A 25,637-nucleotide genomic window follows, 5' to 3' on the forward strand; every position below is an offset into this window, starting at 1 on the left:
ACCATCACTTCAATGGAATTCACTATGAAATCGATCACTACCGCCCTCTTGTCCGCCGCCCTGTTGATTTCGGGAGGCGCGGCATTCGCCCAAGACGCCATGCACAAGGACGCCATGTCCAAGGACGGCATGCAGAAAGACGCGATGGCCAAAGATGCCATGCACCAGGATGACATGTCCAAGGACGGCATGAAAAAGGACAGCATGAAGAAACCAACCGCCAAGAAGGACAATATGAAGAAAGACAGCATGGCCAAGGATGGCATGAAAAAGGATGCAATGGCCACCGACGCGATGGGCAAAGACGAGATGAAGAAATAGGGAGCGCCGCCATGCATGGTCGGTCTCCCCCAACCAGGCTTGGCCAGTTCGCCGCAGTCGCGGCGCTGGCTCTGACGACTTTGGCCCCGGCCTGGGCCAACCCCAGCTTGCCGGAAATACAAAGCAGTGCGCCCGTGCGACCGGCAAGCAATTTGCAGACTGCCGTCTTCGCGGGCGGCTGCTTCTGGGGCGTCGATGCCGTGTTCAAGCACGTCAAAGGCGTCTCAGACGCGGAGTCGGGCTATGCCGGGGGTCGCTCAAACACCGCGGATTACGAACAGGTCAGCGGCGGTGCAACCGGCCATGCGGAGGCGGTGCGCGTGCGCTTCGATCCGTCACAGGTTTCTTACCCGCAATTGCTGCAAGTATTTTTCAGCGTCGCGCACGACCCCACCCAGCTCAACCGACAAGGCCCGGACACCGGCACGCAATATCGTTCAGCAATCTTCTACACCAGCGCTGAACAGAACATGGCGGCGCTGGCCACCATCCGCCAGCTTGACGGTGCACACACCTTCGCCAGACCCATCGTCACGCAGCTGGCACCGCTTGCGCAGTTCTACCGGGCCGAGGAGTATCACCAGAACTACCTGGCATTGCATCCTCAACAACCGTATATCGTCTTCAACGACATGCCCAAATTGAAACAGTTGCGTCAACAATTTCCAGCCTTGTACAGATAAAAGAACCAACCCCTTTGGCGGGACAGTATGGAAAGGCATCCGCACCCTGTTCTTGCCCAGGTGCCGCGCTGGCACCATTTCAACACGCGCTGTAGGCACCTTCAATTGCACCGCAGCTTTGACAATGGCTTTGGCATCCTGCCCAAAGTCGCCGCGCAAGACCGCCCGACTATCGCGATGGCCTGCAGACAGGCGGCTTCATGGGTATCCCGGTACGGAGTCTGGTGATGGAAGGCGCGAGGTGCGAGATGCACCGCACGGTGCTTGTGGCCTATAACTTGGGGCCATGCGCGTTCTTGACCGGGCTTAACAACAAACTCCCTACTTCTGTGGCTGCTTTTGTCTAAGTCGGCGCAGCAATCGAAATATTGCCAAGCCCAGGCCGGCAACCAGCAGCAAGGCTATCAATGAAGCCAAGATCGCATGCTGAAGAATCCAACCAGCCGAACCAATGGCAACATTGAGCCAACGCGGAAGGAAATTGAGCGGCGTGCCATGCACTTGATGCAGAAATATCGCACCGTCGAAGTCATGGGACAGGGCGGTGTGCATACGCCCGGATGTCTCAAGGCGACTGAACCCGGGCTGCCCCCACGCAACAGGCGCTGACTTCAAGTCGATGAAAAAATCGGATGTTGACAGCCCTGCCAGTGCGCGCTCTACGCTGAAACGCGCATCATCTGGAAGCGGCTTGGCGGCCAGTGCCGTCACGACGGCCAGACCCTGGGCAGCGTCGGCTTCCGAAGTATCCATGGCGGCGCCGTCCAATGCGAATACGCCAATGGTGTAAAGCTGGTCCCCTAACGCGCTATGGAGGTGTTGACCCATTGAAGGAATCGATTCGCCCAATGAGTTGTAATGAAGGTGACTGTGATGAGCCCACAGGATCATCTTCGGAAAATGGCCTAGCAACGCCAATGCTAGTTTGGCATTGAGCGCATCGGGGGATTGCTGGTACACCTTCATGGACTTGTTGGCAGCCAACCAATCGCTGCATTGCTGCAGCCGGTAGCGCAACATCGTGGGCACGAGTTGGAGGGCGGCGACATGCCTTGCCGGTCGACGAGCGCCGACAGCGGTTGCTGCCGAGTCAACAATCCAACGCTCGATTTCCGACAATGCCTGCGTAACGGTTTGACTGCTTTTGCATTCGAGCGATGGACTCAAAATCTTGGTCCACTCGCGAATCTTCTGATCGCTGACGCTCGGATCGAGCGCCTGCACCGACGCGAGAAATGCACCTAGGCTTTTTTCCGCCGAACCACCATACGCGCGCGCCATACCGGGCTGCAGATCAAAACTGGTGAGGTAGATTGCCGGTGCGCCGGATTGTGGTTGCAAAGCTTCAGCAATCACCGCTTCCATTGGTGCGGTCTGCCACAGGCCGAACAACGCCTCACGGGTAAACAACTCCGCGACGGCGGCACCCGAAACGCCATTTGCATAGACATGTTCCTGGGCAGTCCAGGCATCAATTAGCGAACCTTCCAACGCGAGCACGTCGAATCCCTTGCGTTCGTGCAGATAACGCACAAACCTTTGACGGACCAGTGGCATTTCCTGCGTAACATGAATCGATTCGCCCAGGGCAACTGCCCTGCGCGATCCGACCGCTGCATCAAGAAATGAGTAGTCGTCTGTTCGATAAGGTTTGTCGAGGTCCAATGGTTGCACCTGCGAATCGGCCGCGCAAGCTTGGGTGAGGATGGCCAAGCCGAGCAAGCACGCACACTGGCAAACCAGCGATCTACCCATGCGCATGATTCTCTTCCCCTCAATTCCTGTGTATGAATGGCTGCATGACCCAGAGAACTCCGACGAGCCCCATCAGTGCGACGCAGATGGTGGCGACTCCAAGCTTATGCGAACGCATCCAGCCCCCGATGCCAAAACTGAAGAGCGTCAGGACGATGCCTAGTAGAAACAACGTTGTGAGAGGTTCCTGTTGCGCCTGAAGAGCTTCTGGCAGCGTCGCGGTGTTCAAAGTAACCGTCACCGAGAAGGTAGAGCCCAACGTGACAATCAGAAAACAGATACCTGCGCAGGCCGCCAACAGGGCCGCCCAGCTGCCAATCCGGCGCGTTGACTGAGAAATCAGCAACGTCCCGTAGAAAGCAAACGCAAAACCGGCGAGCACTGAACTGACGAAAGCGAGCTGTTGATATCCTGTCATGGTCGTCACTTCAACGTTGGGAGGCTGGGCACCGGATCATTACTTTGCGTTCGACGAGTAGGCTAACTGCCTGTGCAAAAGTATCGCACCCTGGAACCATCCTGATACAACGGGTTTCCCCTGAGATGAATATCTGGTTTCCCAAGAATTTGCGTCACATCGGCTCAAATCACCGTGCGCATGCTGCGCGGCCACTCGTCCGGCTTGCCTGGCACCGATTGCCGCAACAGTTTTACCTTCGAGCCAATGCCAAGCTACGCCGACGACATGCGCCAAGCGCTAGCGTCTGTGCAGCTAAAACATCTGCCGGGCGAAATGGCGGTGTATTGCAACGACGGCGTCACCTCAATCGAACTGCTGGTGGCTGCGGTCACAGGCCGCCAACGGTGGCCGAAATGGGTCGCGATCAGACCACCAACTTGCCCTTCAGCTCAGCCCCGGGGCAGCACTACCTGGTCAACCAAGTAGCACCAGGATTCGGGCATTATCTCCAGGCAATGCCAACAGGGCAAAAGATCGAACCAGGGTCACCGCTGACGGGTCCGTGGCAGGCACGGGTGGGACACGTTTCTCCATCGACGCCGCCCCCGGCCTGCCTGGCTATATCCTGGCCAATGGGCAGATCGTTGATCCAGCGGCCAGCGATACCGTGGCAAACCTGTTCCTGAAAATAGAACAGCATGGAAAGGAAGAATGGCTGCGCTTCGGTAGCCAGCTTTATCGTCCGCAGGCGACGGTTATGCGCAATAGTACAAGCTGCCCGCCAGCGGTACGGTCTGCATCAACGGTGCAATTTCTTGCATGCCCAAACGGCTAGCACCTTAGATCGTTTGGCGCGGCACGCTTGGTCGAACTTGTATCGGCTTTTCTCATTGACCTGAGGCAGTACCGAAAACGCCCCGTCGCCATTGGGGCGACGCGCGCTGCTGTGCCGCAACTGGCCTACCTACTGCCAGGTCTAGCAGCCGAGTGAACCGGCCACCACCAATGCCAAATTCTGCAGTGACATTCACGCACTTATGACTGGGTCATCGGCAACTGCGAGGCAGCTTCTCATTTTGCAATCGCTCCCGAATCGACACAAATTCGGGAACTCATTTTTAAGCACCCGGGGACACTGCTTCTTCCACCCGATTGCGGCCCATTTGCTTGGCGCGATACAGCCCCGCATCGGCTCGCCCAATCAAGGCAGTCAGACTATCCGTCTGTGGGTCACCCAAGCACGCAACGCCCACACTAACGGTACAAACAGGCAAGCCAGTTTCGCTTGTATTGCATTGCCGGATCCGCTCAGCCGCCAGCAGCGCGTCCTCGCGGCCGGTGTCGGGCAGCAACACTAGAAACTCCTCTCCCCATAGCGTCCCAGAATGACAGGCCGCCGCAGCACGCCCTGTACGCGTTGTACAAAATCAATCAACACCTTGTCGCCTACTGGGTGTCCATGGGTGTCATTGATGCGTTTGAAATGGTCCAGATCCAGCATCAAAGCGGCTAGCGCTGTACCATGGCGTTTGCAGCGTGCGATCTCGCTTTCGCCCAGTTCAAACAAAGCACGGCGGGTGTAGGCGTTCGTCAGACTGTCTTTGCTGGCCAGCTGACCCAGTTCAATGTGCAGCCGTTCTGAAGCCATGAGGATTGCGCCAATGGCAGACAACAACAAACCAAAATTCAAACTACCCAGGTAAATGGCTTGCATGGGGGAGTTGGCGTACAGCCCAATCGGCAACGGTGACGCAACTGCGGTGTATGCGCGCAACAGCATAACGGCACTCAGTCCAACCAAAACCACCAGGCTCAAGTTAGCCCCCAGCTTTCGGTCACCAAATCGCCCGATGATTACGGCCTGCCATAGCAACATGGCAGGCAGGGCTACGCAAATGATGGTCAAACGGTAGTGGTAATAGGTGCGGTCGGTACTGAGCCAGGCAAATGCCGGCACCGAAAAGCACAACAGTGCCGGAAATAGCCAGCTCGGCAAAACTCGACCGTGTAGCGCAGCAGCGCCTGCCAACGCATAGGCGCCAGTCAGCAACAGCAGCACATTGGCCAAGCCGACGGTAATCAAGGGATGCAAGGTGTTCTGCAAGCCACAGTACGGTTGCAAAAAACGCCAGAAGATAAGCGGTAGCCCATTCCCGGAGGCCGTGAATGGACTTGGGATACGAACGGGATTGGGAATACAAGACCAATGCCATCAAGCATCCCATGACGCCGTTGATGAGGATGAACACCCGCAAATCCAACGCAGACCTAGTCATTCTTGTAAGCCCTTGCTTCCGCAAATCATAGTGTAAAAGTATTATTCACACGCTTTTTCAGAGGAAAGCGATCTGTTTGGGGTTCGGATTTGGACTGTGAATTGGGTTCAGTCACCTGCGCAATGCTGACCGCATCCACCCCAAAGTACCCCCGCAAAGCCGCCCGTGTATCACTACGCCCAAAGCCGTCGGTGGCGGCGATGATGGGGCCGGAGCCTAAGAGCGTAACTTCCTTAAGAAAATTAGGGATGTAGCCCTCGTCGAATCTACATAAATAGCTATCACAATTATAGCAAACCTTCACCACATCCGCCCCTGCACCCGCTGGCAAATCCGGCTGGGTGTAGTTCTCGTTCATCAACGTGATGTAGTAAAAACGTCTTTTTGCTCCACCAACATTTCGCGCGCACCGTAGTCGACGATGAAGGCCATCTCGCCCGCTAAGGCCAGGTCATAGGCCTTGCATTTACGCCTTTTTTACACCGCCAGCTTAAAACTCATCCCCATTTTTACGCCCCGTTAACCACACTCCTTCATCAATGTGATGCAGGAGAGAATGATGGAAACAGTGAACACACTTCACGTGGTGTATGGCTTGGGCGGCATGTGTGCTGCCTTGTTGCTGGCGTATTTGGTCTATGCGCTGATCCGCGCGGAGGAGTTTTAATGAGCAGCTCGGCTTGGGGCTGCTGGCCCTGTTTTTAGTCTTGCTCTTGGCCGTATCGTGGCCTTTGGGCATTTGGATCACGCGCATCTGCAATGGGAATCTGCCCGGTTGGATGCAGCGCACCGAAGCGCCGCTGTACCGCTTGGCAGGCGTATCACCCGACCAGTCCATGGGCTGGGCCCGCTACGCGCTGGCCCTGCTGGCGTTTAACGTCTTGGGCTTCCTGGTCCTTTATCTGTTGCAGCGCTGGCAAGCAGTGTTGCCGCTTAACCCGGCGGGTATGTCTGCGGTGTCGGTGGATTCGTCCTTCAACACGGCCATCAGTTTCGTTACCAATACCAATTGGCAGGGCTATGGCGGCGAGACCACCATGAGCTACCTGACCCAGATGCTGGGCTTGGCGGTACAGAACTTTCTGTCAGCCGCCACGGGTATTGCGGTGATATTCGCGTTGGTCCGCGGGTTTGTCGCACGCTCTACCAGCGTGATTGGCAACTTTTGGGTGGACATGACGCGCATCACCGCTTGGTTACTGGTGCCGCTGTCACTGGTGGTGGCCTTGCTGTTTGTGGGTCAAGGTGTGATCCAGAATTTTGACGCCTACAAAGACGTCAACACGCTGGAGAGCACCAGCTACCAGATCGCCAAAAACGGCCCCGATGGGCAGCCGCTCGTGGACGCAAAAGGCAACCCCGTCATGGAGGATGCCAAAACCCGCACGCAGACCTTGGCCATGGGCCCCGTGGCATCGCAAGAGGCCATCAAGATGCTGGGGACCAATGGCGGTGGTTTCTTCAATGCCAACTCATCCCACCCGTATGAAAACCCCACGGCGCTTGCCAACCTGCTGCAGATGCTGTCAATTTTTCTGATCCCGGCTGCGCTGTGTTTCACCTTTGGCCGTGTGGTGGGTGACCAGCGCCAAGGCTGGGCCGTGATCGCCGCGATGACGGTCATGTTTGTGGTGTCCGTTATGGTCGTTACCCCCGCTGAACAGGCTGGCAACCCCTTGCTGACACCGCTGGGCGTGGACCAGACGGCCAGCGCCCTGCAGTCGGGCGGCAACATGGAAGGCAAAGAGACACGCTTCGGCATCAACGGCACCAGCCTCTTTGCTGCGGTGACCACCGGCGCGTCATGCGGTGCGGTGAACGCTATGCACGACTCTTTCACCCCGATCGGTGGAATGGTCCCACTGGTCGAGATGCAGCTCGGGGAAGTCATATTTGGTGGCGTAGGCACCGGCCTGTATGGCATGTTGATCTTCGCCATCTTGGCCGTGTTCATTGCCGGCTTGATGATTGGCCGCACGCCAGAATACCTGGGCAAAAAGATTGAGTCGCATGAGATGAAACTCACCTCGATTGCCATTCTGGTCACCCCCATTGTGGTGTTGGCGGGTACCGCCATTGCGGTGGTGAGCACCGCCGGCCAGGCGGGCATTGCCAACCCGGGCGCCCATGGCTTCTCGGAGATTCTGTATGCGTTCACGTCGGCCGCCAACAACAACGGCAGCGCCTTTGCAGGGCTGTCGGCTAACACGCCGTTCTACAACATCATGTTGGGCTTGGCCATGGCGCTGGGGCGCTTTGGCGTGATCGTGCCAGTGCTGGCCATTGCCGGTTCGCTGGCGGCTAAGAAGCGCCTGTCGGCCAATGCCGGCACCTTCCCGACACACGGCCCGCTGTTTGTGGTGCTGCTGATTGGCACCGTGCTGCTGGTGGGGCTGCTGAACTATGTGCCATCTCTGGCGCTGGGTCCGGTCGTTGAGCACCTGATGTTGTGGATCACGCGTTGAGCCGTCGGCACCGCACGCCCCTATTGAGTGAGTAACTTATGTCAAACAAAAATTCTTTGAACCTGATGGATCCGGTGTTGGTAAAGCCCGCTGTGCTGGCTGCCTTCACCAAATTGAACCCTGCTGTTCAGTTGCGCAACCCGGTGATGTTTGTGGTCTACATCGGCAGCATCGTCACCACGCTGCTGGGCTTTGCGGCCCTGAGCGGTGACGGGCCTGACCGCCCCGCTTTTATTCTGGGCATCTCACTGTGGCTGTGGTTCACCGTGCTCTTTGCCAACTTTGCCGAGGCGTTGGCCGAGGGCCGCAGCAAGGCCCAAGCCGATTCGCTCAAGGGCTTGAAGAAAAGCACCTGGGCCAAGAAGCTCAAAGACCCGGTGCACGGTTCTACTTGGCTACCTGAGCAGGCCGAAAACCTGCGCAAAGGCGATGTGGTGCTGGTGGAAGCGGGCGATATGATTCCTGTCGATGGTGAGGTCATCCAAGGCGTCGCCACCGTGGACGAAAGCGCCATCACCGGCGAATCGGCACCCGTGGTGCGCGAATCGGGCGGCGACTTCGGCTCGGTCACTGGCGGCACCCGCGTGCTGTCCGACTGGCTGGTGGTGCGCATCAGCGTGAACCCCGGCGAGTCATTTTTGGACCGCATGATTGGCATGGTGGAAGGCGCCAAACGCCAGAAGACCCCTAATGAAGTAGCGTTGACGATTCTGCTGGTGGCATTGACCATCGTGTTCTTGGTGGTGACCGTCACACTGCTGCCGTTCTCTATCTTCAGCGTGCAGGCCGCCGGCAGTGGCGCGGTGGTGGGCATGACGGCGTTGATTGCGCTTTTGGTCTGCCTGATTCCCACCACCATTGGCGGCTTGTTATCGGCCGTGGGGGTGGCCGGTATGAGCCGCATGATGCAGGCCAATGTGATTGCCACTTCGGGCCGCGCTGTAGAGGCTGCGGGCGATGTGGATGTGCTGCTGCTGGACAAAACCGGCACCATCACCCACGGCAACCGCCAGGCCACTGTTTTTATTCCCGCACCCGGCGTGTCACCCGCACAGTTGGCCCAGTCCGCCATGCAGGCCTCGATGGCCGATGAAACGCCCGAAGGCCGCAGCATCGTGGCACTGGCCCAGCGCCAAGGCGTTACCGAGCCACGGCTGGCCCACAGCACAGAAGTGGCCTTTACCGCCCAAACCCGCATGAGCGGTATGGACGTGCAAAACGACGATGGCAGCACCCGTCCGTTGCGCAAGGGCGCGGTGGACGCGATTCGCAAATACGTGGAACCCATGGGCAGCACGATGCCTGCAGAAGTGCTGCGGGCGCCCGACGACGTTGCGCGCCGCGGCAGCACGCCGTTGGCCGTGGCAGCCGGCAGCGTGGTGCTAGGCGTGGTAGAGCTCAAAGACATCGTCAAGACCGGTATCAAAGAGCGCTTTGGCGAGCTGCGCCGCATGGGCATCAAAACGGTGATGATCACCGGCGACAACAAGCTCACCGCAGCCGCCATTGCGGCCGAGGCCGGCGTAGATGATTTCTTGGCCGAAGCAACGCCCGAAGACAAGCTCAAACTCATCCGCCAGTACCAAGCGGAAGGCCGCCTGGTGGCGATGACCGGCGACGGCACCAACGACGCGCCCGCCCTGGCCCAGGCCGACGTCGCGGTGGCCATGAACAGCGGCACCCAAGCTGCCAAAGAGGCCGGCAACATGGTGGATTTGGATTCAACCCCACCAAACTGTTGGAGATTGTGGAGACCGGCAAGGCGCTGTTGATGACACGCGGCTCCCTCACCACCTTCTCCATCGCCAATGACGTGGCCAAATATTTCGCCATCATTCCGGCGATTTTTGTGAGCACCTACCCGCAGTTGGGTGTACTGAATGTGATGCGTTTGGGTAGCCCCAACTCGGCCATCCTGTCGGCGGTGATCTTCAACGCGTTGATCATCATGTTCTTGATTCCGCTCGCCCTCAAAGGCGTGAAGTACCGGCCGGTGGGCGCTGCAGCCTTGCTGCGCCGCAACCTAGCCATCTACGGTCTGGGCGGTTTGATCGTGCCGTTTATCGGCATCAAGCTCATCGACATGGTACTGGTCCTCGCCAGACTCGTTTAATCATCCGAAGGAACTACAAACCTTCTGTTTCCCGGTGCCCCCCGCCCCGCGCGCCCGCCCGCCACTCCTTCGCCGGCGAAAGGGCCGATTTTGCGCAAAACGTTTTACGTGGCTCGGGCTCCACTACTTGGATTGGACTATTTGGGTGCACTGACGGATCGACCGGGGGGGGACCGCGGGGAAAAAAAAAAGGGGGCCCCGACGGGGGTTGAGCGTGGCTACCGGTCTGGCCAACCAGCGGACGTGGGGATGCCACACTAGGCGCGCTAACGTTTGGCATTGTTACGGCGCAAGCCAGCCAGGGCCCCCCCCGCCCCGGGAAGACGTTTGATCTGGGCAATGGTTTGGTACTGCGTGATGGCAAGCCGGTAGGCTCCCACCGTTGGAGCGAGGCAAACCGACTGGTGTGACCTGACCAAGGACTTTGGCCCTGAGGGCTCTGGGGCCGCCCCTCGGCCACCTGGGCACAATGCCCTAAACGCAGCAGCCTCTGAAAGCGGCTCCAACCAGGACCGCCGCTGAACCGCTGCGCTGATCGCGCCTGATCGTCAGGCGCCGACAGGTCTTGTTTCCGCATCGCATGGCATTTGCGCGTTGGCAACCAGTTGCACCCTCAGCAATACGGCCTGAAAATTTGGGGGCGCCCCCCCCCGGGGCCGGCCCGGGGCCCGGGGGGGCGGGGGCCCGGCGGGGGGGGGGGGGGGGGGGCCGCGCTGGTTCCTACGGACCTGGTGACCGCGTCGTCTAGCGGATTAGACCCGCACATCAGCCCCGCAGCGGCCAACTACCAAGTGGCCCGCGTAGCGCGCGCCCGCAAGCTGCCAGCAGACCAGGTGCAGGCCCTAGTCGCGCAGCACACGCAAGCACCCCTGTGGGGAATTTTGGGCGAGCCGCAGGTCCATGTTTTGCAACTGAATCTGGCGCTGGCCGCTTTGCGTTAACAATGCAGCATGGCAAGCACTTTTGACTCCCGGCAAGACCCTGATGCGCTGATGGCGCGCCTGAAGGAAGAAAGCCAGGCCGGCGCACGCGGCAAGCTGCGCATCTACTTTGGCGCCAATGCCGGCGTCGGCAAAACCTACGCCATGCTGGCCGCTGCGCAGCGTGCCCAACACGCTGGCCAGCGGGTGCTGGTGGGCGTAGTGAAACCCATGGCCGCAAAGACACCATGGAATTGCAAGCCGGTTTGCAGGTGCTGCCCTTGCAGAGATTGCATACCGTGGCCAGGTGCTGTTGGAGCTGGATATTGATGCCGCACTGGCCGCCAAGCCGGATGTGCTGCTGGTCGATGAACTGGCCCACAGCAACGCACCGGGTTCGCGCCACCCCAAGCGCTGGCAAGACGTGCAAGAGCTGCTAGATGCCGGCATTGATGTGTGGACCGCACTGAACGTACAGCACCTAGAAAGCCTGAACGGCACGGTGTGTGGCAGCACCGGTGTGCGCGTGACTGGAACCGTGCCCGACACCGTGCTGGACAACGCAGATGAGATTGTGTTGGTGGATGTGACCGCCGACGAGTTGCTGGCCCGCCTCAAGGCCGGCAAGGTCTACATCCCCGCGCAGGCCGAGCGTGCCACTCAAAATTTCTTTCGCAAAGGCAACCTGATTGCACTGCGCGAGATTGCCTTGCGCCGCACCGCCGAGCATGTGGGCGACGATGTGCGCAGCTACCGCCAGCACATGATGCAAAGCTCCCGCCAGACGAATGGTGCCGACCATTCCGCCTGGAATACGTCGGGCGCCCTGCTGGCCTGTGTGGGCCCACAGGCCGGGGCAGAGCACGCCGTGCGCACTGCTGCGCGCCTGGCCGGGCAGCTCAACGTGCGCTGGCACGCCGCTTATGTTGAAACCCCCGCGCTGCAGCGGCAAGCGCCCCAAAGACCGGGACCGTACGCTGGCCGTGCTCAAGCTGGCCGAAGAACTGGGTGGCAGCACGGCGGTGCTGACCGGCGACAACATTGCCCAAGCGCTCTTGCAGCACGCCCGCACGCTGAACTGCGCCACGTTGGTGCTGGGCCGTCCAATACCGCGCCCCTGGAGCGGCCTGTGGCGCGTGCTGATCCCGACGCTGACACGGCAGCTGGCCACGCTAGCACCGGCACTGGATGTTATGGAGGTGGGTTTTACCGAGAGCGTGCGCAAGTTGGCGCAGCCTTTAGGACGTTTGGCAGAAGAGGCCCCCGTCACGTCTGTCTGGGAGTCGCAATGGGCTCGCTATGGCGGCGCAGTCGCAGCCTGTTTGCTGACCACGGTATTGACGCAACCCATGCTTCCCCGGTTTGATCTGGCCAACATCGTCATGCTGTTTCTGCTGTGCGTGGTGCTGGTTGCCGTCAAGCTGGGGCGTGGCCCGGCCAGCTTGGCTGCGGTGCTGGCGGTCGCGTCGTTTGATTACTTTTTTGTGCAACCGCGCATGTCGCTGGCCGTGAGTGATGTGCAGTACCTGGTCACCTTTGGCGTAATGCTGGTGGTGGGTTTGTTGATCGGTCAGCTCACGGCCAATCTGCGTTTTTCGGCCAATGTGTCGGCCAGTCGAGAGCAGCGCGCACAGGCCCTGTTTGAACTTTCGCGCGAGTTGTCGGCTGCGCTGCAGTGGGAGCAAGTCGTTGGCATGGGCGAGGCCGCCGTACAGCGCACCTTTGGCGGTCAGGCCAAGGTGCTGCTGCCAGATGCCCACGACCGGCTCATCTTGCCAAGCGATCTGCCGGCGGACCTGGACAGCAGTGTTGCAGACTGGGTGCTGCGCAACGGCCAGCGTGCGGGTATGGCGACCTCGACTCTGCCGTCCAACGCGTGGCACTATGTGCCGCTGCAAGCGCCCATGCGTTTGCGTGGGGTGTTGGCGCTGAAGCCCGCTCAGCCACGCTGGTTGCTGATTCCCGAGCAGGTGCAGCAGTTGGACACTCTGGCGCGGCAAATCGCCATTGCGCTAGAGCGTGTGCACTACGTCGAGGTGGCGCAGGGCGCTGTGGTTCAAATGGAATCCGAACGCCTGCGTAACACCCTGTTGGCGGCTATGTCGCACGATGTTCGCACGCCGCTCACCGCATTGATCGGGCAGGCCGAATCACTGGCCAACTCTTTGCCACTCACGACAGACCAGCACGCTTCAGCCAATGCCATCAGCCACGAGGCCCGCGAGCTCAGTACCTTGGTGGGTAACTTGCTGGAAATGGCCCGGCTGGAGAGTGGCCAGGTTGAGCTGCACCTAGAGTGGCAATCGGTGGAGGAGGTGGTGGGCAGCGCCATTCGCGCCGCGCGCCACGCGTTGGGCGCGCTGTCGGTGCATACCGTCATTGCGGCCGACCTTCCTTTGGTGGAGTTTGACGCCGCTTTGATGGAGCGCGTGTTGGTTAATCTGTTGGAAAACGCCGCAAAGTATGGCGTGGGCACCCTGCTCCATGTGCCCGCCATTGAGCTGACCGCGCAGGCCAAGCCCGATGCACTGGAGCTGCGGGTGCGCGACTACGGCCCCGGCCTGCCACGCGCCAGTTCGGGCAAAGAAGTTGATCTCTTTGAGAAATTCACCCGCGGCAAGAATGAATCATCCACCCGGGGGGTCGGCTTGGGCTTGGCTATTTGCAAGGCCGTGGTAGATGCGCACAGCGGCCGCATCAGTGCCCGCAATGCCGATGGCGGTGGTGCAGAATTCACCATCACGCTGCCACGGCGTGCACCGCCCTTGCACCTGACGAATCTACCGAACCTGTCGAAGCCTGAGCCCATGTCCACCCCATCGCCCGTTGCTGTACTGATTGAAGACGAGCCCCAAATTCGCCGCTTTGTGCGTGCGGCACTGGAGGCCGAGGGTTGGCAGGTGTTTGAGGCCGACACCGCGCAGCGTGGCCTGACCGAAGCGGGCACCCGCAAGCCCGACCTGCTGGTGCTGGACCTGGGCCTGCCCGACGGCGATGGTCTGGAGGTGATCCGCGATGTGCGCGGCTGGTCGGCCGTGCCTATCGTGGTGCTGTCAGCCCGCAGTGATGAAGCGGACAAGATCGCCGCGCTGGATGCCGGTGCCGATGACTACCTGACCAAGCCCTTTGGCGTGGGCGAGCTGCTGGCCCGCGTACGCGCCAACCTGCGCCGCCCACGCGCCGCGAGTGCCGATGGCAAGGCCGACGAATCGCTGTTCTCGTTTGGCGACGTAGTGGTAGACCGCAAAGCACGCTTGGTGCGCCGCGCCGGCGTAGAGGTACACCTGACTCCCACAGAATACCGGCTGCTGCTGGTGCTGGTGGCCAACGTGGGCCGCGTGTTAACGCACCGCCAGTTACTGCGCGAGGTGTGGGGCCCGTCGCATGCGGACCAAAGCCACTATCTGCGTATCTACTGGGGCACTTGCGGCAAAAGTTGGAATCGGATCCCGCACAGCCGCAATATTTATTGACAGAAACAGCTGTTGGGTATCGACTGGTTGTGCTCTAAATTGCGCTTATTGCAGTCGCCTGAATCGCTGCGGGCGGTACCAAGACAATCTGCAAGCCTTTTCGGCCGCTTCGGCCAATGGTGCAACTGGATGCGCCAACCGCTGATGTGGGTAAGCACACCGGAAGCGGTACACGTCGGTTTTCAAAAAGCCAGGTGCCTTTGAAAATTCTGCGCGTGTCGGCCAGCAGGTCAGGCCATTTTGTCCCAAAGCCGCACGCGCAATGCTGGCCGAATCAACCCCAAAGTAGCCGCGCACGGCGCTGGACGAGCCCACGCTTGATCAGACACCGACGATGGTCGATGCTGCTGGCGCGCTCCAGCTTCATTTCGTGAGCGTCGGGACGACAGGCAAGACGAGAACACCGCAGGCCCTTGAGGCGACACGTGACCGGGTGGCGCCGGTCACGATCTGAGCCAAATTTTCTATTTTTCAGTCAAGGAGTAAAAAAGTCAGATATGTCCATGCTAATCAATGGCGTCAAGGTTTCAGCCAATTTATTGCTCTAGTGCACTAGGCGGTTTTTAAAGTTGAAACGCCAGCCATCGCACCATGCCCTCCACGAAAGCATAGGCTATGCCAGGTTGGCGGGCAATATAGCGCTTGGCACCCGCACGCTGGCGCGCGACCCATTGTGAGAAATCTTTTGACATCGCCTGGGGCAAAAAAGGCCACCATCATTTCGTAATTCAGGAACAGGCTGCGTTCATCCAAATTGGCCGAGCCCACCAGGGCTAAATCTTCGTCAAACAAAACCGCTTTGGCGTGAACCATAGCGGTACAGAGCCAAATATCTGCACCAGCAGCTGCCATGTCTCGCAGTGAAGCGTGACGCGCGATGTCTGCCAGCCGGTGATTGGAGCGGGCGGGCAGCACCACATCCACCGCCACCCCACGGCGCGCCGCCAGGTCAGCGCCATCAGCAACGTGGCGTCTGGAACAAAATACGGCGTCACGATGGTGATACGTCGCTGCGCGCCAAAGCAACTGGAGATTAGTAGTGAGTAAAGTGTGTCATCGGCTTGGTCGGGGCCGCTGGGTAGAAACTGGGCCACAGGACGCGCGTCAATCGTGGCCCCGAGTGGTGTAGGCGTGGACTTTACCGTGGACGCAGCAGTGACCTGGCCAGTCTTGGAGAACTGCCAGTCTTGGTCAAATTGTGATTGCGTCTGGGTCGCAAGCGCGCCGCTACACAAAGGTCAAATCAACCCATGCCGTTTTGGGCGGAAGGGCAATGGGATCACCCACAAAGTACTCTGCTGCCAGATTACGCCCACCCATCCATACGGTCTGGCCATCGGCGATGGCCATTTTTCGGTGGTTGCGTAAATTGGTACGCCCAGGCAGTACGGAGCGCAGAGGCGATACAAACAACTCGACCACTACGCCCGCTCGACGCAAGTGGCCCAGCGCTGCAACGCCGCCAAAATAGACACCAACCCCGTCAATAAGCAAACGCACCTGCACGCCCGCTTGTGCACGCTCCATGAGGATGGCGCTCAACTCGGCTCCCAGCGCATCACGACCCAACAGAAAGGTACTGACATCCAGCGTACGGGATGCCTGGTACATCAATTTGCGCAGAGCATCCAGAGATTCGCGTCCGTCCTCGTGAATATCGAGTCCGTCATAGGTGGCTGCAGGTGGTAGCCCCATTGCGGCCGATAGTTGCCGAAACTTCTCTGCCAGCGTCGTGCAAGCCATTCCCATTCCGAGGGCATCAGGCCTTTTAGCCACCGCTGCTGTACTAAGGGACTTGCGCCCGCCAAAAAGCAAATACAAGGGCAGCGCCAAGTACGGCAGCATGGCAAGCGAGACCACCCAGGTCAGGGCCGCCGCAGGGTGGCGACGTTGTTTTCGGGCATGGGTTGTCACGCCATAAATGACCAGGCCCACCGTCACCAAGACGCTGTGCAGCGAAAACCAGTGTTGGGAAATAAGTTGCTCGAACATTTTGAACTGCCACAGCGTATCGCACTTCGGTTAGTCTAAGCCGGTTCAGATTGAAAGCCGCGCCATGCAAACACCAACCCAGAGTCCCTCCACCGAAAAGGTCAAATCCGGCGTGGACCACTTGCGATTTCATCGACCCAATGCACATTTGGCGTCCACCTTCGGCAACGATGCATTTGCCCTGCGTGCAGAGGCGTTTGCCCGATTTTTCGGCACACCGCTATTCTTGGGTGCACAAACACTCATCGTCGCGGTATGGATTGGGCTCAACGTAGCCGGCCTAACGACCTTTGACGTCTACCCTTTCATTCTCTTGAATCTAGCGTTCAGCTTGCAGGCGGCTTATGCGGCCCCATTGATCTTATTGGCCCAGACCCGACAGGCAGCGCGCGACAAGGTCCAAACCGAAGCCGACGCTTTGCACCGCGAAGCACTGGCCATTACCAACGAAAGACGGCAGGAAGATGCAGCGCGCAATACAGCGCAGGTGATGTTGCTATTGGAGCAAAACACCCGCCTGACCGAGCTCACCAAGCAGTTGACGGAGCGGATTGAGATATTGACGGTGGAGATGCATGCGCACTTCACGGCAAGCGTGAAAGGTACCCAGTAACACGTGACTTTTGGATGTTGGCGCTGAATGTGATTGAGACGATGATGCCCATCTGGCCCCCGCAACACCGCCTGCATATCGCGGTAGCAAAAGCCGTCGGTACCCAGCGTGAGGTAGCCAGGCTCTGCCGGCAGGCGCGGACTTGATGATCTCAGTCAAGTGGGCAACGGAGCCTGACAGCGTAACTTCTTTAAGAAAATTCAGGTTGTAGCCCTCGTCGGATTTACGTGAGTAGCTAGCAAACTAATAGCAACCCTTCACCATATCTGCCTCTGTGCCAGCTGGCAAATCCCGCTGGGCGTCGTTCTCGTTCATCAGCGTGACGTAGGCCTTGCAGTTGGGGATGGTCGCCCCCAGCAGGAAGCCGCGCGAGCGCTGGCCGACGCTGCTTGAACAAATTGGCCAGGCCAGGCGCTCAAGAATCATCCACAACCTGAAGGGCAGCAGCCTGTGGCCACTGTGCCCATCTTCACTACCCAGTCATGGGGGTTAGCGGTTGAAAGGAATTCTGATTTGTCGGCGGGGGGGAGGACGTTTACCGAGCCATTTCAACCCTGACTGGTTGTCAACAAAAAAGCTGGTTGACACGGCCAACGGCTATCGGTTATACCGAGCTCAGGGAGGACAAAGGCTCACCAGAATACTGAGGCACTTTGTTGCAATGTCTCGTTGGGTCAGACGCAGGCCCAACGGGAGCGGTGATAGAAAAAAAATTGACCGGCTTTGGTTATGCAAACTTCAACACGTCCTTTCCATCCAACGCGCTGGCTCACGCCCCTGCGCGCGACACTGCTCTATGCCGCGCTTGCTGCGTTGTGGATCGTCGCATCCGGCTACCTGCTGAGCCTGACCACCGCCGATGCAGCGCTGCTTGCGCACTTCGAACAGTTGAAGGGCCTGGCTTTCGTCGTCGCCACCAGCATCCCGCTCTATCTGTTGCTCCGGTTCCATGCCGCCCGCTCTGTCCGTCTAAACGAAGCCGCCGAACAGTTCCCCGGCAAGCCCCGTTTTGGAGCTATTTTCCTCGCCCTCGCATTGATCGCGCCACTCATCGGTTTCGGCATCGTCAGGCTGTACGGCCCACACATTGAACAAGAGACCTTCGATAACTTGCACAGCATCGCCGAGCTAAAAACCAAACAAATCGAAAACTGGGTTAGCGAGCGCATCGGCGACGCAAAAACATTGTCCGAGAGTAAAGGATTCATCATTGCTGTCGCCGACCTGCAACACGACGGCAGTGCGAAGCATGCCGAAGTCGTCCGCAACCACTTGGAACTTCCGATCAAAATTTTTGACTACGGGTCGGTGGTTCTACTCGACGCTACCGGTCGGCCGCTGGTGAGCCTGGGTAAGCCACATCTCCTTAACGATGCAACCCTGCAGCAACTGCATGAAGCCTTGACGATCGGCAAAGTACAACATGGCCCGTGGCGCTCCGACAGCGGCGGTGAGCAGCACATGGACTTCATCGCGCCTTTAACGCTTGACGCGGATGGGCAAAGCAAGCCCATCGGTGCTGTGCTGCTGCATGTCGACCCTTTGCGTTTTCTGCAGCCCTACATTGACAGCTGGCCGGGGGTGAGTACGAGCGCGGAAACCCTGTTGGTACGCCAGCAAGGGGACCGGCTGGATTACTTGAACGAGCCGCAGCGCCGAGCGGGAAAGAACATAGTCGCCGGTGTCGCCGGTGTCGCCGGTGTCGCCGGTGTCGCCGACTGATAGTGCACTGCCAGCGGCGATTGCATTGCACGCGGGCCACTCTGGGAATGTTAGCGGTGTCGATTACCGCGGCGTACCGGTGCTCGCCGCCTATCGCCCGGTCAAGGGAACCGACTGGTATCTTGTTGCCAAGATTGACCGCGACGAGGCGTTCGCGTCCGTGCGCGCGCTGGCCATCTGGATCAGCCTGGTCGTCTTCATCGCCGCTGCTTCCATCGGCGTGACGGTGCTCTTGCTGTGGCGACAGCAACAGCAGGCAAACCAGCTGAAACTTCAGCTCAACACTTCGGCGCTCGTGCGACAAAGCGAAGCCCGCTATCGCGCGGCGACCGAGTCGGTGGTAGATGCCATCGTCAATGCCGACTCTGCGGGCAACATCATCAGTTGGAATCGCGCGGCGGCACGTCTTTTTGGCCACACCGAAGCTGAGGCACTTGGCCAGCCGCTGACCCTGCTCATTCCCGCACCGCTGCAACACCGCTGTGTTGATGGGCTGACACGTCTGCGCACGGGTGGCACACCCCACGTCATCGGAAAAACGGTTGAGCTGACCGCGCGACACAAGAATGGAACCGAGTTTCCTGTCGAGCTGTCACTCGCACGCTGGCAAACCGATGAGGGCGTTTTTTATACGGGCATCCTGCGTGACATTGCCGAGCGTAAGCGCGCGGACCTTTTGCTGCGGCGGCAAAAGGATCTTTACAACATGCTGTCGCAAACCAACCAAATGATCGTGCGCTGTGACAGCCCGGAGTACTTGTTCGAGAACACTTGCCGCGTCGCCGTTGAGCAGGGCGGTTTCCGCTTCGCCTGGATCGGCCAGTACGAAGCCAAGAGCAACCAGGTAAAGCCAGTAGCCCGATTTGGTGAGGACCACGGATACATCGATAAGGTGCATGGCAGCGTCGCTGCAAATGAAGTGGACCAACGCCGATTGGCCTCTGACGTTATGCGCTCCGGCACGTACATCATCATCAACGATTTCCTGGCGGATTCCACTGTCACACCATGGCTTGATGTTGCCGCGTCGGCGGGCGTGGGTTCTGCAGGCGCTTTTCCCATTCGTCACGGCGACAAGGTGGTTGGCGCACTGAGTCTGTATGCTGCTGAACCGGGATTCTTTAGCGCTGATGTTCTGAGCACACTCAGCGAGATGGCCTCCGATATCACCTTCGCCCTCGACAACCTGGATCGATCGGCAGCAATGGCCGCAGCCGCTCAGGTGGTAGGGGCGAGCCCGGTGGTGGTGTACCGTCTGGTACCAGAGGATGGCGGCCGAATAGAGTACATCTCGGAGAACGTCAGCCGCTGGGGCTACACCGCGGCGGAAATACTGTCTGGTGCGGTCAATTACCAACACATCGTGCATGCCGACGACATGGTACTGCTCAGTGCTGAACGCGAGCGACATGCGCGTGAGGGGCATGATAATTTTACGCAAATCGGCCGTATTGTTACTGCCACAGGGGACACGCTGTGGGTCGAAGTCCATGTACACATCGCGCGCAATGCCGACGGGCAGGTGCTGTGCTACGAGGGCACTGCAACCGACGTTTCCGAGCGCGAGCAAATCAATGCCACGCTGGCGCAGCGCAATGTGCTCATTGAAACCATTCTGGAGCACGCTCCTATCGGTTTCGCTGTAAACACCATGGATGACGGCAAGGTGCTCTTCGTCGGCCATAACTTCGAGTCTTTTTACGGCTTGCCGAAAGGGGGCTGAGTGAAGTATCGGATTTTTTGATAAGGTTTATCTTGACCCGGATTTGCGAGAACGGCTGCGTACCCGCGTGATGGAGGATATCAACTCCGGTGATCTGACACGTATGCACTGGGACAATATCGAATTCAAGGGCCTTGATGGCAAGAAGCGCGTGGTCAACGCCATGAATATTCCGCTGCCAGAACAAAACCTGACGATTTCGGCGGTACAGGACGTGAGCGCACAGTTTGAGGCACAGGCAACGCTGCGTGCGGCCGAGGAGCAGTTTAGAGGATTGGTTGAGCAGGCCATCGCCGGCATCTACATCATGCAAAACGGCCACTTGGTCTACGTCAATCAGCGCTGTGCTGAAATCTTCGGGTATGCCACAGCTGAGGCCCTCAGGGGGGTTGATCCTCTTACGCTGGTAGTCGAATCCGACCGCGCCAAGACGCTGGAGCACATGCAACAACTGGCCGATGGTACGGTGCAGCATATGGCTTTTGAATTCACCGCCACGCGGCAGGATGGCAAGATGATGACCATTGGGCTGCATGGCGCCCGCGCCACGCATTGCGGGCGGCACGCGACGATTGGCCTGTTGCAAGACATTTCTGAGAAGAAGCGTGACGAAGAGCAAATTGCACGTTATGTGAAACAACTCGAAGGCGCCGTCATGCGCACCGTGGAGGTGGCCACCACGCTGAGCGAGATGCGCGACCCCTACACAGCCGGTCATGAAAAGCGCGTGGCGCAGATCGCCGTCGCCATCGGCGCCGAGATGGGCTACAACGGACAACGGCAAGAGGGGTTGCGCGTCGCCGGCTACCTGCACGACATCGGAAAAATTACCATTCCTACCGAGATACTCTCCAAACCAGGGCGCCTGAGCACCATCGAGTTGGAGCTAATCAAGGGGCATGCACGGGCCAGCTACGAAGTTCTAAGAAATGTAGAGTTCCCCTGGCCGGTGGCCGAGATCGCCCTGCAACACCACGAGCGCATGGACGGCACTGGCTACCCGCAGGGTCTGAAGGGAGAGGCAATCCTGCCCGAGGCCAGAATCATGGCTGTTGCGGACGTGATCGAAGCGATGGCTTCCCACCGGCCTTATCGTGCTGGGCTTGGTATCGAGGCAGCGATGCAGGAAATCTCGCGCGGGCGCGGGACGGCTTACGACGTTGCGGTAGCTGATGCCTGCCTGCGGTTGTTTCGGGAGAAGGGATACCAAATACCCGCCTAATTGGTGACCAGTTCCCATGGCTGCGCATCGATAGTGTCACTTGCGCACTGGCGCCGTATCAACATGCTATCAAATCGTCGTCATCTGCACAGCAGCGATGTTGGGGCCGCTGCTGGCTTGCAATTGCTGCGTGATAAATGGCATCGGCGCGGTTGTGTCACCGGCCAGTTGGCGCTGATGGCAGGCGCGTCCACGATGACCGCCGCCTGCTCCGTCACGATAATATTGCTACTAATTGAATAGCAATAAATCTTTATTTCCAGAGGGCTATAGTCACCTCTTGCAATCGGGGCAAACTTATCCTCTGACTGAAGGCACCTCTTTAAGAAACCGCTGACATAGGACTATCACCATGACCCATGCACTTGCAGCCCCTGAATGGGACATCTCCGAGTGGCTCAACACCGCCCAACCCCTGCAACTCTCGGGCTTGCGTGGGCGGGTGGTAGTCATTCATGCCTTTCAGATGTTGTGCCCCGGTTGCGTCTCTCACGGTATTCCGCAGGCGACCGAGATACACAACACGTTTGCATCCGACGACTTGGTGGTGGTTGGTTTGCACAGTGTGTTTGAACACCATGCAGTCATGGGGCCTGAGGCCCTGAAGGTATTTGTGCACGAGTATCACCTTCAATTTCCCATCGGCATAGACCGGCCCGTGCCGGGCAGCGCCCTACCCAGCACCATGCGCAGCCTGGGCCTCAAAGGCACACCAAGCCTGATCGTTGTTGATCGACAGGGTGTGATTCGGTTGCACCACTTTGGTCGCGCCTCGGATTTGGGGGTCGGTGCGTTGCTGGGCAGATTACTGGCTGAGGACGCTGCGCCGGTGGCGGGCGTGCAAGCCATGTCGGCCCAAACGCACCCGCAATCCGGCCAACCGTGTTTACCCGACGGATGTCCGGTGGGGCGCTAGGTTGTAGTGCGGGTAGGCAACAGCGACTCCTCGATCTTGACCGCCTGCAGAAGAACGCCAAGTGCGTCGCGCACCAGGTCGCCCGGACAGACGCCGCACCATGGTGTGGTACGCGTTGCGATGCGCGAGCCCCAAGAGACGAGGGCGTGGTCGGAGTGATCGCCAGCGTGGTTGATCTGGTCACCGGTGCGGCACGAATCATGCCGTACAGCAGGGTGCGCTCGGGGTGGCGAGGCATGCTGGTGCCCACACGGGTGCAGGTGAAAACGCTGTTGTGATGGATGGGGCGGACCTTGCACTGGGACAGCCAGTTCGGTGGAGACCGCCACTGCCACTATAGCTGTGTTTGTATGCAGCTTTCCACTATAAGCGCCTGTCTGTCGGGGTTTGTCCGGAATCAGACTGTTATCTCAGCGCAAGCCCGTTTTGTCAGGATGATCCACCGGTCCGCCATTGTCAACGCCCGGGTGATCGCCACCGTCTCGCGAGTCATGCGCGGCCAGGCCAGTGTGAAGATCAAGGGCTGCCCCGAAAACCTGGCGGTAAGCCGCCCGTTCTCCCCTCTGTTCTAGTAGATTTTCAAGCAAATGTAAGCACGGTTTGCGGGCTGAGTACACTTATCGCCCATGTCCACACAATTTCACATGCACAAGGCGCGCCTGGAGACTCTGGTCGATGGAGTCTTTGCGATTGCCATGACGATTTTGGTCCTGGAAGTCAAAGTTCCCGAGATTACGGATGGCCGATCGACCGACGCCTTGCTGCATGCCTTGGCACACCACGGCTACGTCATTGGCGCCTATTTTTTTAGCTTTGCCATGCTGGCGTTGTTTTGGGTCTGGCACCACCGCCTGGTCGAAAAGATTCGCGAGTTTGACCTCCCCTTGCTGGTCTGCACGCTCGTATTTTTGGCGCTGGTCTGCTTCTTTCCTTTTGCCGCCGCCTTGCTCGGCCGCTATCCACTGAACCTTGGCGCCCTGTTGGTCTACGTTCCCTTGACGGGCATGATCGTCTTGCTACAGACCTTGTTGTTCGCATTGGCCGTGCGAAGACAGCTCTTGGTGGACAGCGTTTCGGCCGACGACGTGCTGGCCACGCAAAGGCGCAACTTTCGCGGCTCCGCCATCTTCTTTTTTGCCAGCATTCCCACCGCCTTGCGCGTGCATGTTGCATGGATTGGCGTGTGTGTCGTTTTGGGTGTGTTCTTTTTGTGGTTGGCACGCGCGCGCGTCAAACACACCCAGAAGGCTGCCTGACTCCAGGGCCGCAGGGCGTCTTTGCTCGGCCAGGCGATGGTCTGAATCCCCAAGAATCAGCGCCCCGTCGTCGCAAACCACGCGCCGGGCTGCCGAAGAACACAGCCCTACCCCCAAGGCGGACGGGTGATTGGTTTGCCAGATCACAGTCTGGCCCGCCCCCCCCCCCCCCCCCCCCCCCCCGCCGCCCCCCCACCAGCGGTGGCCCGCGTGCCGGGGCGATGCGGGGGAGCTTGCGTCTCGACTCCGATGTGATCCAGTATCTTTGGATGTCGGCACTGAAGGTGATGAACGCGATGATGCGCATCTGCCCTCCGCAACGCCGCCTGCATATCGCTGCAGCCACAGCCATCGGCACCCAGGGTCAGATAGCTACGGTCAACTGGCAAATCCGGCTGGGCGTAGTTCTCTTTCATCAGCGTGACGTAGTAGAAAGCGTCCTTCACTGCCCAGCGTGGTGCGCCCAGATGTGGCGCCTAGCTGGAAGCCGCACAACCGTTGGTCGGAGGATGCCCAAGGCTTCGCGGTAGCTCAGGCCTCCGTGTGCGTGCAAGCGCGTGCGCCGTCGTACATTTGGCGGCTGGCGTGGGGATGCATCTGCCTTTTCGGGATGCTCGTGCTGGCTATATGTCGCGGGTAGTTCCGCCCTGCGCGCTGGCCTGACGGTTCATCTGTGCCGACAACGCATCCCGACTAGACTTAACCAGGCAGTTCAATCCTTAGCCGTCACAATTTTGGAGCCAAGTCATGAAATCGAAAGCTCTCCTCGTCGCCGCACTGTTGTTCATGGCCATACAAGCATGCCATGCGGCTGATCATCCCATCGACCAGTATCAAAGCAAATGCATAGCCAAAGACTCAACCACCTCTGGAATGACGAACTGCACCAATGGCGCGATCTCTCGATGGGATAAGGAGCTAAACAGCGTCTACGCCAATTTGATTTCGTCGCTTGCACCGAGCGAGCAACAGGCCCTTCGCGCGGCGCAGAGGCAATGGATTTTGTATCGAGACGCCGAGTTCAAGCTAATCGATGAGATGTACAAAACCAAGGACGGCACGATGTATATCCCGATGCGCGCAGCGGATCGTCTTGAAATTATCAAGACGCGCGCCTTGCAATTACAGGCCTATCGTGATCTGCAAGGCCTCTAACGCGAGCCCCTGGCAACTACGACTGTTCCCCACCCACATCTCCACTATCCGTTTGACGATCTACAGGTAAAAACCTTGCCACTTACAGTGCAGTTTGAACGTTCTTTTGGTGGATATGCTTTCCATGGTAGATACCCATTATTGAGAAGATAGCCACACATCAGTTCGGTAGTTGATCCATTGACATTCACTTGGGCTGTTGCGAAATTAATGGTGAACTTTCCACCGTCTGGAGCCTTAAATCCGTTTACAACCTCTTGATCTGCTGTAAGAGAAACCGAGTTTGGACATGTATAAATGACTGACTGAGCATTCGTAACATTTGGAGCTAATGTGGTCATTGCTCCACCAATTTTTGAAGTTCCCACATCCGCCGAAACCCCACTCCGTTTCATTACTGATTGTGCGTATCCGACACTTGTAAACATCAAAGCGATTGCGCAGACCATGGAGTAATTAGAAAAGGATTTCATAAGCTAGATCTTCCATTTCAACTATTAGATCTATAAACTGGGGTTCACTTTAAACACGGATAGGCGTTTCAACCTCATGAAGCCAAGTATCACAACCCAAACCATTAGAAAAATGCGGGTTTTCCCTAGTATGACAATTTGAATCCGCCAGAATTTGCG

General features: G+C 58.7%; 20 protein-coding genes and 8 pseudogenes. 19 read left to right on the top strand and 9 right to left on the bottom strand.

Going from position 1 to position 25,637, the window contains the following annotated elements; translation table 11 throughout:
- Positions 1-24 precede the first annotated feature (24 nt).
- Both IPI80_RS08135 and msrA read left to right on the top strand, forming a co-directional pair.
- Positions 25-321: a pentapeptide MXKDX repeat protein gene (locus tag IPI80_RS08135; protein WP_413858946.1), complete on the top strand. Its 297-nt coding sequence runs from the start codon at positions 25-27 to the stop codon at positions 319-321.
- A gap of 11 nt (positions 322-332) precedes the next feature.
- Entirely contained in the window at positions 333-1,004 is a 672-nt protein-coding gene (gene msrA / locus IPI80_RS08140; RefSeq protein ID WP_413858948.1) for a peptide-methionine (S)-S-oxide reductase MsrA, read from the top strand.
- Positions 1,005-1,325: 321 nt separating this feature from the next.
- On the opposite strand, the gene IPI80_RS08145 is transcribed toward msrA, so the two are convergent.
- Positions 1,326-2,669 (bottom strand): erythromycin esterase family protein, encoded by a 1,344-nt coding sequence (locus IPI80_RS08145; protein WP_413858950.1) that lies wholly within the window; start codon positions 2,667-2,669, stop codon positions 1,326-1,328.
- Between the two features lie 109 nt (positions 2,670-2,778).
- Positions 2,779-3,177: a hypothetical protein gene (locus IPI80_RS08150; RefSeq protein WP_413858952.1), complete on the bottom strand. Its 399-nt coding sequence runs from the start codon at positions 3,175-3,177 to the stop codon at positions 2,779-2,781.
- A 174-nt stretch (positions 3,178-3,351) separates the two neighbouring features.
- Here IPI80_RS08150 and IPI80_RS08155 point away from each other — a divergent pair, with 174 nt between their 5' ends.
- Positions 3,352-3,645 carry a serine hydrolase gene (locus IPI80_RS08155; protein ID WP_413858954.1) on the top strand — a complete coding sequence of 98 codons (294 nt, stop codon included), beginning with the start codon at positions 3,352-3,354 and terminating at the stop codon, positions 3,643-3,645.
- Between the two features lie 632 nt (positions 3,646-4,277).
- Here the strand turns inward: IPI80_RS08155 and IPI80_RS08160 are convergent.
- Together IPI80_RS08160 and IPI80_RS08165 are read right to left on the bottom strand one after the other, a co-directional pair.
- Positions 4,278-5,035 (bottom strand): annotated as a pseudogene (locus IPI80_RS08160) (GGDEF domain-containing protein).
- Positions 5,036-5,460: 425 nt separating this feature from the next.
- Positions 5,461-5,900 (bottom strand): annotated as a pseudogene (locus tag IPI80_RS08165) (hypothetical protein); the annotation flags it as partial.
- A 94-nt stretch (positions 5,901-5,994) separates the two neighbouring features.
- Here IPI80_RS08165 and kdpF point away from each other — a divergent pair.
- The 6 genes and pseudogenes from kdpF to kdpE all read left to right on the top strand — a co-directional run bounded on the left by kdpF (position 5,995) and on the right by kdpE (position 14,444).
- Positions 5,995-6,102, top strand: coding sequence for a K(+)-transporting ATPase subunit F (gene kdpF / locus IPI80_RS08170; RefSeq protein ID WP_413858956.1), 108 nt, complete (start codon positions 5,995-5,997; stop codon positions 6,100-6,102).
- Positions 6,102-7,900, top strand: a pseudogene (gene kdpA, locus IPI80_RS08175) (potassium-transporting ATPase subunit KdpA). The gene kdpF and the pseudogene kdpA overlap by 1 nt, the downstream one beginning before the upstream one ends.
- A gap of 38 nt (positions 7,901-7,938) precedes the next feature.
- A pseudogene (kdpB, locus tag IPI80_RS08180) lies at positions 7,939-10,013 on the top strand (potassium-transporting ATPase subunit KdpB).
- Positions 10,014-10,729: 716 nt separating this feature from the next.
- A pseudogene (locus IPI80_RS08185) lies at positions 10,730-10,954 on the top strand (potassium-transporting ATPase subunit C); the annotation flags it as partial.
- Between the two features lie 9 nt (positions 10,955-10,963).
- Positions 10,964-13,698 (top strand): annotated as a pseudogene (locus tag IPI80_RS08190) (DUF4118 domain-containing protein); the annotation flags it as partial.
- Between the two features lie 42 nt (positions 13,699-13,740).
- A pseudogene (gene kdpE, locus IPI80_RS08195) lies at positions 13,741-14,444 on the top strand (two-component system response regulator KdpE).
- A gap of 514 nt (positions 14,445-14,958) precedes the next feature.
- On the opposite strand, the gene IPI80_RS08200 reads toward kdpE, so the two are convergent.
- Positions 14,959-15,336: a phospholipase D-like domain-containing protein gene (locus IPI80_RS08200; RefSeq protein WP_413858958.1), complete on the bottom strand. Its 378-nt coding sequence runs from the start codon at positions 15,334-15,336 to the stop codon at positions 14,959-14,961.
- Between IPI80_RS08200 and IPI80_RS08205 the strand changes: the two genes are divergently transcribed.
- Complete coding sequence (locus IPI80_RS08205) at positions 15,274-15,453, top strand: hypothetical protein (protein WP_413859744.1); 180 nt, start codon at positions 15,274-15,276, stop codon at positions 15,451-15,453. The genes IPI80_RS08200 and IPI80_RS08205 overlap by 63 nt on opposite strands.
- Before the next feature lie 180 nt (positions 15,454-15,633).
- Here the strand turns inward: IPI80_RS08205 and IPI80_RS08210 are convergent, their stop codons facing one another.
- A complete protein-coding gene (locus IPI80_RS08210) occupies positions 15,634-16,398 on the bottom strand; it encodes a phospholipase D-like domain-containing protein (protein WP_413858960.1) in 765 nt (254 codons plus the stop codon).
- Between the two features lie 64 nt (positions 16,399-16,462).
- Here IPI80_RS08210 and IPI80_RS08215 point away from each other — a divergent pair, with 64 nt between their 5' ends.
- Entirely contained in the window at positions 16,463-17,011 is a 549-nt protein-coding gene (locus IPI80_RS08215) for a DUF1003 domain-containing protein (RefSeq protein WP_413858962.1), read from the top strand.
- Between the two features lie 243 nt (positions 17,012-17,254).
- Here the strand turns inward: IPI80_RS08215 and IPI80_RS08220 are convergent, their stop codons facing one another.
- Positions 17,255-17,437 (bottom strand): hypothetical protein, encoded by a 183-nt coding sequence (locus IPI80_RS08220; RefSeq protein ID WP_413858964.1) that lies wholly within the window; start codon positions 17,435-17,437, stop codon positions 17,255-17,257.
- A 303-nt stretch (positions 17,438-17,740) separates the two neighbouring features.
- Here IPI80_RS08220 and IPI80_RS08225 point away from each other — a divergent pair, with 303 nt between their 5' ends.
- The 7 genes from IPI80_RS08225 to IPI80_RS08255 all read left to right on the top strand — a co-directional run bounded on the left by IPI80_RS08225 (position 17,741) and on the right by IPI80_RS08255 (position 23,850).
- A complete protein-coding gene (locus tag IPI80_RS08225) occupies positions 17,741-18,733 on the top strand; it encodes a hypothetical protein (RefSeq protein WP_413858966.1) in 993 nt (330 codons plus the stop codon).
- Between the two features lie 79 nt (positions 18,734-18,812).
- On the top strand, positions 18,813-20,456 hold the full coding sequence (locus tag IPI80_RS08230; protein WP_413858968.1) for a PAS domain S-box protein: 1,644 nt from the start codon (positions 18,813-18,815) through the stop codon (positions 20,454-20,456).
- Positions 20,457-20,559: 103 nt separating this feature from the next.
- On the top strand, positions 20,560-21,678 hold the full coding sequence (locus tag IPI80_RS08235; protein WP_413858970.1) for an HD domain-containing phosphohydrolase: 1,119 nt from the start codon (positions 20,560-20,562) through the stop codon (positions 21,676-21,678).
- A 3-nt stretch (positions 21,679-21,681) separates the two neighbouring features.
- Entirely contained in the window at positions 21,682-21,921 is a 240-nt protein-coding gene (locus IPI80_RS08240) for a hypothetical protein (protein ID WP_413858972.1), read from the top strand.
- 109 nt (positions 21,922-22,030) lie between these two features.
- On the top strand, positions 22,031-22,594 hold the full coding sequence (locus IPI80_RS08245; protein WP_413858974.1) for a redoxin family protein: 564 nt from the start codon (positions 22,031-22,033) through the stop codon (positions 22,592-22,594).
- Positions 22,595-23,028: 434 nt separating this feature from the next.
- On the top strand, positions 23,029-23,166 hold the full coding sequence (locus IPI80_RS08250) for a hypothetical protein (protein WP_413858976.1): 138 nt from the start codon (positions 23,029-23,031) through the stop codon (positions 23,164-23,166).
- Between the two features lie 54 nt (positions 23,167-23,220).
- Positions 23,221-23,850 carry a TMEM175 family protein gene (locus IPI80_RS08255; protein WP_413858978.1) on the top strand — a complete coding sequence of 210 codons (630 nt, stop codon included), beginning with the start codon at positions 23,221-23,223 and terminating at the stop codon, positions 23,848-23,850.
- 130 nt (positions 23,851-23,980) lie between these two features.
- On the opposite strand, the pseudogene IPI80_RS08260 reads toward IPI80_RS08255, so the two are convergent.
- Positions 23,981-24,169 (bottom strand): annotated as a pseudogene (locus IPI80_RS08260) (IS91 family transposase); the annotation flags it as partial.
- 428 nt (positions 24,170-24,597) lie between these two features.
- Between IPI80_RS08260 and IPI80_RS08265 the strand changes: the two are divergent.
- Positions 24,598-25,005, top strand: a complete 408-nt coding sequence (locus IPI80_RS08265) for a lysozyme inhibitor LprI family protein (RefSeq protein WP_413858980.1) — start codon at positions 24,598-24,600, stop codon at positions 25,003-25,005.
- A gap of 44 nt (positions 25,006-25,049) precedes the next feature.
- On the opposite strand, the gene IPI80_RS08270 is transcribed toward IPI80_RS08265, so the two are convergent.
- Entirely contained in the window at positions 25,050-25,478 is a 429-nt protein-coding gene (locus tag IPI80_RS08270) for a hypothetical protein (protein ID WP_413858982.1), read from the bottom strand.
- Between the last annotated feature and the right edge of the window lie 159 nt (positions 25,479-25,637).

The sequence above is a fragment of the Candidatus Aalborgicola defluviihabitans genome (genome assembly GCF_016705985.1).
Lineage (GTDB): Bacteria > Pseudomonadota > Gammaproteobacteria > Burkholderiales > Burkholderiaceae_C > Allorhodoferax > Allorhodoferax defluviihabitans.

Coding starts and splice junctions, on each gene's coding strand:
- IPI80_RS08135 (WP_413858946.1), top strand. CDS start 25: ATGAAATCGATCACTACCGCCCTCTTGTCCGCCGCCCTGTTGATTTCG.
- msrA (WP_413858948.1), top strand. CDS start 333: ATGCATGGTCGGTCTCCCCCAACCAGGCTTGGCCAGTTCGCCGCAGTC.
- IPI80_RS08150 (WP_413858952.1), bottom strand. CDS start 3,177: ATGACAGGATATCAACAGCTCGCTTTCGTCAGTTCAGTGCTCGCCGGT.
- kdpF (WP_413858956.1), top strand. CDS start 5,995: ATGGAAACAGTGAACACACTTCACGTGGTGTATGGCTTGGGCGGCATG.
- IPI80_RS08210 (WP_413858960.1), bottom strand. CDS start 16,398: ATGTTCGAGCAACTTATTTCCCAACACTGGTTTTCGCTGCACAGCGTC.
- IPI80_RS08215 (WP_413858962.1), top strand. CDS start 16,463: ATGCAAACACCAACCCAGAGTCCCTCCACCGAAAAGGTCAAATCCGGC.
- IPI80_RS08220 (WP_413858964.1), bottom strand. CDS start 17,437: ATGATTCTTGAGCGCCTGGCCTGGCCAATTTGTTCAAGCAGCGTCGGC.
- IPI80_RS08225 (WP_413858966.1), top strand. CDS start 17,741: ATGCAAACTTCAACACGTCCTTTCCATCCAACGCGCTGGCTCACGCCC.
- IPI80_RS08235 (WP_413858970.1), top strand. CDS start 20,560: ATGCACTGGGACAATATCGAATTCAAGGGCCTTGATGGCAAGAAGCGC.
- IPI80_RS08245 (WP_413858974.1), top strand. CDS start 22,031: ATGACCCATGCACTTGCAGCCCCTGAATGGGACATCTCCGAGTGGCTC.
- IPI80_RS08250 (WP_413858976.1), top strand. CDS start 23,029: ATGATCCACCGGTCCGCCATTGTCAACGCCCGGGTGATCGCCACCGTC.
- IPI80_RS08255 (WP_413858978.1), top strand. CDS start 23,221: ATGTCCACACAATTTCACATGCACAAGGCGCGCCTGGAGACTCTGGTC.
- IPI80_RS08265 (WP_413858980.1), top strand. CDS start 24,598: ATGAAATCGAAAGCTCTCCTCGTCGCCGCACTGTTGTTCATGGCCATA.
- IPI80_RS08270 (WP_413858982.1), bottom strand. CDS start 25,478: ATGAAATCCTTTTCTAATTACTCCATGGTCTGCGCAATCGCTTTGATG.